Source organism: Kosmotoga sp., assembly GCF_982836095.1.
This window is the reverse complement of the sequence record NZ_CEYIHJ010000060.1, coordinates 1-9,915: the sequence shown is the minus strand read 5'-3', so window position 1 is coordinate 9,915 and position 9,915 is coordinate 1. Positions and strand designations below refer to the sequence as shown.

General features: G+C 41.1%; 10 protein-coding genes and 1 pseudogene. 3 read left to right on the top strand and 8 right to left on the bottom strand.

Features of this window, described 5'->3' with window-relative positions; genetic code table 11:
- The first annotated feature begins 307 nt into the window (after positions 1-307).
- The 3 genes from AC3LHT_RS05510 (at position 308) to AC3LHT_RS05500 (ending at position 1,930) form a co-directional block, all read left to right on the top strand.
- Positions 308-517 carry a hypothetical protein gene (locus AC3LHT_RS05510; protein WP_290646884.1) on the top strand — a complete coding sequence of 70 codons (210 nt, stop codon included), beginning with the start codon at positions 308-310 and terminating at the stop codon, positions 515-517.
- A gap of 104 nt (positions 518-621) precedes the next feature.
- Positions 622-1,041 (top strand): PspC domain-containing protein, encoded by a 420-nt coding sequence (locus tag AC3LHT_RS05505; RefSeq protein ID WP_290646883.1) that lies wholly within the window; start codon positions 622-624, stop codon positions 1,039-1,041.
- Between the two features lie 4 nt (positions 1,042-1,045).
- A complete protein-coding gene (locus tag AC3LHT_RS05500) occupies positions 1,046-1,930 on the top strand; it encodes a toast rack family protein (protein ID WP_488662213.1) in 885 nt (294 codons plus the stop codon).
- Here the strand turns inward: AC3LHT_RS05500 and AC3LHT_RS05495 are convergent.
- From AC3LHT_RS05495 to AC3LHT_RS05460, 8 genes and pseudogenes are all read right to left on the bottom strand, one after another.
- Positions 1,922-2,983 (bottom strand): diacylglycerol/lipid kinase family protein, encoded by a 1,062-nt coding sequence (locus AC3LHT_RS05495; protein WP_488662212.1) that lies wholly within the window; start codon positions 2,981-2,983, stop codon positions 1,922-1,924. The two genes, AC3LHT_RS05500 and AC3LHT_RS05495, sit on opposite strands and share 9 nt — an antisense overlap.
- Complete coding sequence (gene kamE / locus AC3LHT_RS05490) at positions 2,868-3,659, bottom strand: lysine 5,6-aminomutase subunit beta (RefSeq protein ID WP_488662211.1); 792 nt, start codon at positions 3,657-3,659, stop codon at positions 2,868-2,870. Before kamE ends, AC3LHT_RS05495 begins: the two co-directional genes overlap by 116 nt.
- On the bottom strand, positions 3,656-5,221 hold the full coding sequence (kamD, locus tag AC3LHT_RS05485; RefSeq protein ID WP_488662210.1) for a lysine 5,6-aminomutase subunit alpha: 1,566 nt from the start codon (positions 5,219-5,221) through the stop codon (positions 3,656-3,658). The genes kamE and kamD overlap by 4 nt, the downstream gene beginning before the upstream one ends.
- A gap of 4 nt (positions 5,222-5,225) precedes the next feature.
- Positions 5,226-6,620: a lysine 5,6-aminomutase reactivase ATPase KamC gene (gene kamC / locus AC3LHT_RS05480; RefSeq protein ID WP_488662209.1), complete on the bottom strand. Its 1,395-nt coding sequence runs from the start codon at positions 6,618-6,620 to the stop codon at positions 5,226-5,228.
- Complete coding sequence (gene kamB / locus AC3LHT_RS05475) at positions 6,613-7,608, bottom strand: lysine 5,6-aminomutase reactivase subunit KamB (RefSeq protein ID WP_290646877.1); 996 nt, start codon at positions 7,606-7,608, stop codon at positions 6,613-6,615. The genes kamC and kamB overlap by 8 nt, the downstream gene beginning before the upstream one ends.
- A gap of 17 nt (positions 7,609-7,625) precedes the next feature.
- Complete coding sequence (locus AC3LHT_RS05470) at positions 7,626-8,045, bottom strand: MaoC family dehydratase (RefSeq protein ID WP_290665908.1); 420 nt, start codon at positions 8,043-8,045, stop codon at positions 7,626-7,628.
- The gene (kamA, locus tag AC3LHT_RS05465; protein ID WP_488662208.1) at positions 8,032-9,312 is read right to left on the bottom strand and encodes a lysine 2,3-aminomutase; all 1,281 of its coding nucleotides are present in this window, start codon (positions 9,310-9,312) and stop codon (positions 8,032-8,034) included. Before kamA ends, AC3LHT_RS05470 begins: the two co-directional genes overlap by 14 nt.
- 12 nt (positions 9,313-9,324) lie before the next feature.
- Positions 9,325-9,915 (bottom strand): annotated as a pseudogene (locus AC3LHT_RS05460) (L-erythro-3,5-diaminohexanoate dehydrogenase); the annotation flags it as partial.

Below are 9,915 nucleotides of genomic sequence, written 5' to 3'. Positions count from 1 at the left end.
AGAATTTGATATATATTGAGTTTTTAAAACAGAAACAGCCCCGCTATGGGGCTGTTTCTGTGTTCAAGACGGGGAATCTTTGAACAGGGGTGGGGTTAGCATGATTTCTATATCATCGGGACATTGAATTCACCGGTGGTTATTGTAGCAGGAAACAAGGACTTTTGGCTTAAAAGAGTCTTACCAGTTTTACGAGCTTGTTTAACTTTTGTGAGACTTTTCACATTTTTTTAAAATTCCTCATCCCCTTGACTGAAAAGCTTTTTAATGGCAGCATAGTAATGAATCATGAAGATGGAGGGATATGATGCGTGTTGTATTAACGCTTGGTGGGCTAGAAACCGTACAAAAAGCACATAAGGTAGCCGATGCGGTAAAGAGATTGCTAAATTGTGATGTTGTCATGGAAAGAAACAAGGCGATAGTTGAGCTTGAATCTCTTGAATCTCTGGAAAGCGTTGACGTGGAAATAAGAAAGTTTGGTTGTAGTATTTTAAAAGTAGAAACGAAAAATTGAGGGTGGCTTTTAGCCACCCCATTTTTTCAACGTTTCAAAGAAGAAGCGCCAAAGACATATGAAAAGTTTGTGTTATCATTAGCATAGATGGGGGTGATATCTTGATGAAAAAGTTGTATAAATCCAGAAAAAACAAGGTGATTGACGGTGTTTGTGGTGGATTAGCCGAATACCTTGAAGTCGACGCAACAGTAGTCAGGTTACTCTGGGCTCTTACAGCTTTTGTGTGGGGTGTTGGTATTCTTTTATATATTCTTGCAATGATAATCGTCCCACGTGAACCCGTAAGTGATGAAGAAAGCGAAAAGGAAGAACCCTTCGAGGAAAAAAGCCCAAATACCAGGGGAAAAACATGGAATGCTGAAAGCGGCGGAAAGCTTTTGATAGCAATTGTTGTAATTGTTATCGGTCTTTTTTTGTTGCTTCCTGGTACCTTCAGCGTCTTTTTCTGGAAGTTCATGCTGGGGCTTATGTTGATTGCCGGCGGTGGTTACATCATCTTAAAATCATTGAGGAAAGAGTAGGATTATGAGATTCGCTCTTGGCTTGTTTCTTATTTTCATAGGCATTTTTATCGTTCTCGGATATTTCAGCCTTGGTTCTCTGCCTAATTTCATTGACAATTTCACATCGACATGGCCTTTGATACTGATTTTTATTGGAATCAGCCTTCTTTCAGGAATAAAGGGGTTAAAATGGCTGAAGTACGTCAATGCCATACTTATACTTGGGTACCTGTTTTTCCTTCTCCTGTGGCCTACTCCCATTAGTTTCACTTATCAATCAGGTACGCGTGACCTGCTCACCAAAGGAGTTTTAAGCCAAGACACTGTGGTAGAGTTGAATATAGATTCCAGCATATGCACCGTGAACATAGAAAAAGTTGAAAGTCCTGCAGAAAACTCAGCTGGTGTTATCGAATATGAAATCTCGGCTGGTGACGGATTTTATGTTAATGAGAATAGTCAAAATAACGTTGTTCAATATAATATAGGAATTAAACACACATGGATCCAGCGTGGAAGAAACAGCTTGATTATCAAACTATTTCCAGGCATTCTTTATAGGATAACTCTGAAGGGTGGTGTCCTCAAAGGCAATTTAGACGTATCCGGGATAATGCTAGACAGCATGATGATAAATGCCGGTGTGATGGATTTTGATATATCCGTTTCAGATGTGTATCCAATGTCGCTGAAAGCAGAAGGTGGCGTTGGGAAATTCCGGGTTTTTCTTCCTCAAGAAGTTAAAGTTCAGGTTGATATGAACGCCGGTTTAAAAAAGCTCATCATGCGTAATTATGAGGAAACAACCGGTAGTGCAGGTGAAAAAATAATCGGTAATATTTTAGCGAAAGTGAAGAGCTTTTTAGTGTTCAATACCGGTATACTCTGGCTTGAATTTTCAAATTAAAACTCTCAAGGCTTTTGGTTTAACGCTTATCTTCAAGGGTAATGTACCTATGATTTCTCCGTCTATCTCAAACATAACTTTCCTTCCATCAGCTGAGTGAATTTCCGCATATTTCGCCGGGGTTTCAAAGACAGTTGGCACGCTTATATGCTGGCCTTTATATATCTTTGGAAAATGATACAACAACCTCAATTTACTCATTTTTTCAATACCCATTACATCTAATTTGCCATCATCAGGCACAGCTGAAGGACAGGCTTTCATACCACCACCGAAAAACTTTCCATTTCCAAAGGCTACAAGGAAGCAGTTTATCGGTCTTTCTTTTCCATCAATGTTGAGACTTAGAGAATAGCTCTTTGCCTTTATAAATTCGATGAGAAAAGACATCAAATAGGTTAACTTGCCACGCACTTTTATCTTTGATTTGTTCATTCTCGCAGTAACGTCAGCATCAAAACCCGCACCAATAACGTTGATGGCATATCTTTTCTGTTGTTTTCCTTCAAAATTTCTGTACTCAACTTCTAATACATCGCTCAAAAACACATTATCTCCAGCGATTTTTTTTACCATGACTTCGTAATTATTGGGAATGCCAAAGGTCTTTGAAAAATCATTTCCGGTTCCAACTCCTATCATGCCAACCGGTATATCTGCCCCAGAAAGCATAACCCCATTAACTACTTCGTTCAGCGTTCCATCGCCGCCTACGCTGACTATTTTTCCATAACCCCTGGCCTGACGTGCTATTTCTATGGCATCGCCCGGAGCTTTTGTGAATTTCTCATCGTAATCTCCAAGCTCCTTTTTTAAAAGCGATTGAATTTTCTCTTTATAATCACTGAGCGCTTTCCCATTTGAAGCCATTGGATTGATAACTACAAGGACTTTCATGTCACCACTCCTTTGTGAGTAATGTACAAATTGTAGCATTTTACCTATTTTTATCAATTCTCCTGCGAAGTTCATGGGCAATAAAAGAGGCAACATCTTCAGCGAAGGTTCCGGGTCCAAATCCAGCATCATACCCCAATTCTTTTGCAAGTTCATGTGTTATCCTCGCACCGCCAGCGATGAGAATAACCTTATCACGAATTCCTTCAGCTTCCAGAAGCTCTACAAGTTCTGTCATGTTCTTTATATGGGCATCTTTAGCTGTAACTGTCTGAGAGACGAGAAGAGCATCGGCATTTAATTCTATCGCCTTCGCTACGAATTCTTCATTTGAAACCTGGCTTCCCAAATTGTGGGCTTCAAACATTTCATAACGTTCCAGACCGTAGTGCCCGGCAAAGCCCTTCATATTCATTATGGCATCTATTCCCACCGTGTGCGCATCTGTACCTGTTGTCGCACCAATAACGATGATTTTTCGACCGATATTTTCACGTATAAAGTTGTCTATTTCCTGCATGCTCATTTTTTTAACGGTAATCTTAGGCACTTTTATAGCGGTATAATCAACGCTGTGTACACACTCTCCATAAGCTACAAAAAAGGTAAAACCCGGCGTGAGCTCTTTCCAGTAAACAATTTGAGCATTATTCAAACCCATTTTTTTCATCAATTGCTTCGCTGCCTCTACTGCTTCCGGACCAGCTTTTACGGGCAGGGTGAAACTAAGCTGTACCTTTCCATCATTCATCGTATCTCCATAGGGTTTGACTGCTTTCAAATTCAACGTCCTGTCAAAGTTCCTTTTTTCCATGGAATAGAGTCCACTCATGCTTTTTCACCTTCCAGCATTTTCGGTATGAATAAATTGAAATAATTTTCGGTTTTTTCGGCAACACCATCTAATCCCCTACCACCATTACGGCTTCGTTTTATATCGGCAAAGATTCCCTTTTCCAGAGCACCGAACAATCCCAGTTTTTTTATCTCTTCAAGCAGTTCAGTGGCTTCATGAAGCACTTGATTCGCCCTCCGATGAACTATTCCATCTTCTTTGAACTGTATCTCATCGCCTATATTTCTCAGATTGTTGAAAATATATCTGGCATTCTCTATTGATAGGTAGCGGTCTGACATGAACGGGGTATGTATCGCTTCAGTGAGCATGCCCAACAATTGTATTCCCTGTTTTGTCCAGATGGAGATAACATTGAAAAGAGCGTCTTGAATATGCCCCCTGAAAATATTGCCCGTCATATATTTTGTTGGCGGCATGTATTTTAGCGGTGCCTCTGGAAAGATTTCTCTTGCCAGCTGAGCCTGTGCCAATTCGAAAAGAAATCCATTTTCTATTTCAGGATTCATTTCAAAGGCGTGACCAAGGCCCATTTGCTCTTCTGGAATACCTGCAATAAGAGCGAGCTGTTCGTTTATGAACTGTGACGCAAGTACAGTATGAGCCGCTTCATAGGCATCAGCCGTTGTGAGATAGTTATCTTCACCGGTGTTGATTATAACCCCAACAAAACCATTTATTATTCTCGAGAAGAATTGGTCAATCATCGTCCTCTGCATGTTTATATCCCTGAAAAGGATTCCATATAAAGCGTCGTTGAGCATGACATCAAGCCTTTCAAAAGCTCCCATGACAGCTATTTCCGGCATGCACAGGCCGGAACAATAATTGCATAGCCGAATATATCTTCCCACTTCTTCACCCACTTCATCAAGGGCTTTTCTCATAATCTTGAAGTTTTCCTGAGTAGCAAAAGTTCCGCCAAACCCTTCCGTTGTGGGGCCATAAGGCACATAATCCAACAAACTCTGACCAGTTGATCGTATTACTGCTATTATGTCAGCTCCTTGCCTTGCAGCCGCTTGAGCTTGAACAACATCTTCATAGATATTGCCGGTGGCCACAATAACATATAGATAAGGCTGAGGGCCTTCACCAAGCCTTGCAATCAAGTTCTCTCTTTTTTCTCGGTTACTTTTTATAATAGCAATGCTTTTATCTACCAATGGCTCAAGGACTGCTTTTATACTATCCACATTGCGCATTGGAAGCTCCGTTATGTCCAGCTCGCCTCTTGAAATCCCTTCGGCAATTTCCTGGGGAGAAAGACCTGTTTCGAGAATGGCATTTCCCAAATAAAGGCTTATACCATCACCAAGTAGTCCCTTCTCCTTTATCTTATCAACAACAACGTTAGGCAAGGGTATCCCAGCTTCGCTTACGCCATCAATACCTAAGAGACGGCATATCGTTCTCTCTACGCTGACAGTTGTATGATGTTCCACAAATTTTTGAACATCAGAAGCTATATCTCTCGCCAATTCTCTAGCACGATTTACTTTATTGAAATCCAGGCCTAATTTACTGCTTGCAGTCACAGCGTTATTCCCCCTTTAAAAGCTTTCTCTTTGCCTTTTTTATTATTTCTTTGTCCAATCCAAATATCTCAGCTATTTTGAGTGCTTCATGCGGCACTTCTCCAAGTTCGTCTTTCAATTCTACCAACGAATAGTCAACGTATTCAACAAGAGATACAGGCGAGTCGAGCTTTTCAGGTAACTTTTCTCTCAAACCCTTTACACGGTAATGCCTTAATCCTTTTTCAGCGATGCCACTGTAGTGCGTTGTTATCATTGTGTAGCAACAACTATTAGAAAAAAATTCTGAAATGGAGCTCACCAATGCCTTGCCTTCATCAGGGTTTGTATTCCTCGCGAGTTCATCAAAAAGTATAAGCCAGCGTTCTTTTACATGCTTTATTGCCTCTTTCAATTCCAATACTTCAGCAGCGAAGGAAGAAAGACCTTTTTTATACGATTGATAGTCTCCCGAAAAAAAGAAAATCCCTTCAAACGGTACCATCTCAGCTTCTTTTGCAGGAACATAAAAACCGTATTGAAACATCAGCTGAGCAAGTGCAATAGTCCTCAAGAGCACTGTTTTTCCGCACATGTTGGCGCCTGTGATTACACAAACACCTTTTTTTATCAGGAGATCAACAGGCTGAAATTCTCTATGGTGAGACCTGAGAATTTCTTTTATTTCGGGGTTAAAAAGCCCTCGAAATCTCACGGTTTTAGTTGAAAGCATAGGACGACTCAAGTTATACTTCTGAACTAGAACAGCTTTTGCCTGAAGAAAGTCTATTCTCGCTATGAGCTCTACTATTGCAGTTATTTTCTCTATGTTATCGCGAAATTCTTTTGATAGTTTTTGCCTTATTTTGTGTTCCAGCTCCATTTCCTTGAGTTTTAAGGTTTTTATTCTTTCCTGTATGTCATCTTTTGCCTGGCTAAGATTTGCTATTGCTCTTTTTTCCTGCCTAATAGCGGTAAGTTCGCTTGAATAAGCACTGTATATATGAAAGTTTCTGAGTTTAAGTCCTTCTGGATCTAAAAGATTCAGAAGTTCATTTGCGACTATCTTTGGCAAGAATTCAGGGAGTTGTATATTTTCTCTCAAATCTTCATAAGTGAGCAAAAAGTCCTTTAGCTCAAAGAGGTCTATATCGTCCAGTTCTTCTCCTTGTTTAAGTCTTTCAATAGTTCCTGATATATCCTTTAACAGCGACAATCTTTGTTTGAGTTTTTTCAGAACATTTTCGTCACTGAAGTGCTCGATGAACATGGAAAGTTCTTCGAGCTCTTTTTCTATCAAACCGGGTTCTTTCATGAAAGCAAGCTCTTTTAGCTTTCTTCTGCCAAAACCTGTTTTTAAATCCAGTTGGTTGATAATGAATTTGAAGCCTGTGGCTTCGAAGAGTTTCTCTCTATCCAAGGTTTTCACCTTCCATAACATCTATGACGGGAATGTCTAAAAATTTTCTGAGAATATTCAGAATCTCCACAGAATCGAGGCTGTATCCGGTGGGTGAAAAGGGATTAAAAGTGACAGCAATAAGTCTGGGACTTCTCAATACTCTGAGCTTCCCACCGCTGTTAAAAAAAAGCTCCGTAATTTCTGGGGAAAGGAACACTTTTGTGTAATCTTTAACTACCAGAGTTACATCTTTTTGAAGACCCCTATCAATAAGACGCCTTACGAAGCTCTCTGTAAGTGAACCTGAAAGGTAGAGTTTGCAGCCCTTTTCCAGTCGATCCAGCACGAGAGCAGTGTTGTTGAGAACGGTTCCAACCGGTAATTTTTCAAAGACACTATCTTTTGCCAACCAAATACCTTCACTGAGTTTTTCGAAATATTCAGCCATAGGATCAACAGGCAATTTCATTAACCCAATTACATGAAGGGTCTTTTTCACAATTTCACTGGGATTCAGAGAAAGTGCTGCACCAGTTGCCAATACCACACCTTCACATAAAAAGGGCGAACCAATACTACGCCTTGATAGGGCCCCATCCAGTAGAAAAAACTCCATTCCGCATGTTTTAGCGACTTTCATCAGTTCTCTTATCCCATACAAAGTGGACGGACCGGACAGCATAACTTTTCCATTCTCAAGAGCCCTTGAAAGCACCACTCTTCCAAGAGCTGTTCGGCTATCGCTTACCCATAAGACATCAGAGAGAAATTTTTTCTCTTTGTAATGGACCTCGCTGGTAGCGAAAAGGTCACCTTCGTGTATGATGATTTCAGGTTTTGGGGTGAGTGTCACCTGATCGACACTTTCCCCATCGAGTCCAATAGAAGTAAGGCAAAGAACACGCCTTGGATTCTCGCGTTTTATGAGCTTTACAATATAACGCAGGCTTTCGGTTTTTCCGGTATTTTTCTCAAGCCCTATTACTGAAAGGCTTTTTAGCTTCAAAATTTTATCAATGAAGCTTATTCTTCTTCATCCTCTCTGAATAGAACCAGAGCCTGTCCGGTAAGTGCTTTTTCGCCTTTTTCGTTTATAACATCTGTTGACAAAAGCAATCTGGATTTTTCTTCGATCTTTTCCAGCACTTCAATTCTTATTTGTATTTTTTCACCGATGTAAACAGGCCTTCTAAAGGTCGCGTCTTGCTTCAAATATATCGTTCCCGGACCGGGAAACTTCCTGCCAAGAACGGCAGAAACAAGCCCCAAAGTCAGAATACCATGGGCAATCCTGGCTTTGAAAATACTTTTTGCCGCAAAATCATCGTCGAGGTGAATAGGGTTGTCGTCCCCGGTGATTTTCGCAAAAGACTTCACCATTTCATCGGTTATAACACGCTCTTCAGTATATACGTATCCGGGCACTATTTCAGCGTATTTCATTTTTTGCCCTCCTTCGTTCTTTCCAGCGCATTATTCTTTCGCGTCTTTCGAGTTCTGTGGGTTCCAGATTTATTTGCTTTCCATCGAGTAATTTTGCTACACCGCTTAATTTGTACTTTGCTCTGTATTCAGAATCATCAACATCGCTATCCACATCTTCTGGCTCATGGTATGTTGTAAGAACGCCTTCGTAGTTTCTCAGCACCACCGTCCGGTCTGACTGCGAAACCATATATTGTGGCATAACCCTGATCTTCCCTCCACCACCAGGAGCATCAACAACGAAAGTGGGAATACAAAAACCCGATGTATGACCAATCAAAGCCTCCATTATGGCAATGCCTTTTCTTATCGAGGTGCGAAAATGAGAGATGCCTTTTGACATATCACATTGATAGAGATAATAAGGTCTAACTCTTATCTTAACAAGCTGATGAACCAATTCCATCATAATGTAGGGGCTATCATTTATTCCCCTAAGAAGAACGCTTTGATTTCCGAGGGGAATACCGGCGTCTGCCAACGTTTCACAGGCCTTGCTTGATTCGGGAGTGATTTCCTTCGGGTGGTTAAAATGTGTATTTACCCAAATTGGATGATATTTTCTAAGCATGTTCACAAGACTGGGAGTTATTCTTTGTGGCAAGACTACCGGTGTTCTGGTACCAATCCGGATTATCTCCACATGGGGGATTTTTCTCAACTCTTTAAGTATATATTCGAGCACCTCATCCCCCAACAACAAGGCATCTCCGCCTGATAACAGCACATCTCTTACTTCCGGGGTTTCCCGGATATATTCAACGGCGGCATCGATATCTTTTTTTGATCTCGGACGGTCTAATTGACCGGCAAAACGCCTTCGAGTACAGTGGCGGCAATACATTGAACACTGGTCAGTAACCAGCAAAAGCACACGATCGGGGTATCTATGGGTTAAACCCGGTACAGGAGAATCTTCATCTTCGTGCAATGGATCAAGCATATCCCATCTGCCTATTTGGAGTTCCTTCTCCGTAGGCACTGCCTGTCTCCTTATGGGGCACCTGGGATTGTCAGGATCCATAAGAGTGGCATAATATGGAGTGATAGCCATTCTTAATGTTTTCAGACAGTTTTCGATACCGAGAGCCTCTTCATCGGTGATATTTATCACCTGTCTGAGACCTTCAAGGGTTGTTATCCGATTTCTGACTTGCCATTTCCAATCGTTCCAATTGTCTTTAGAAACGTCTTTCCAAATAGGAATCTCTCTATAATCTCTCATATAAACCCTCCATTACTGATATAATTTTTCGAAGAGTTCTCTTATTTCAGGTGCTTCCCGAAGAATGTTAAGACTTAATTCTGCATGTCCCCGGGCATAGCCATTGCCGATAATCATCGTGATGTCCTTTCCAACTCCTTCAGCTCCAAGAGCTGCTCTTGTAAAGGAAGTTGCCATACTGAAAAAATAAACCGTTCCCAGATCTTTTGCTATCAATATAGATGACATCTCAGTACCTTCGACGTTTACATTGTTTATCACAACATCGCAGAGTTCACCATTAGTAGAGGTTAACACCTGTTCATAGACCTCTACGGGTTTTGTGGCATCGGCTATAATAACCTCATCCGCCAGCCCTAATTTTTCAATCCTGTTTGCATTTTCTTTTGAGTATTCTACGACTATAACTTTTCCGGTTTCTCCAGCATTTTTTTTAGCCTGGTAGGAACAGAGAACACCGGATTTTCCTCCACCACCTGTTATTCCCACAGTCATGCCTTTTTTTACAAGCCGCTCTACCTGAGCAGGAGCGCCTGCTACATCGAGCATAGCCAGAGCCAGCCTATCAGGGATATCTTTTGGAAGTACAGCATATACGCCACT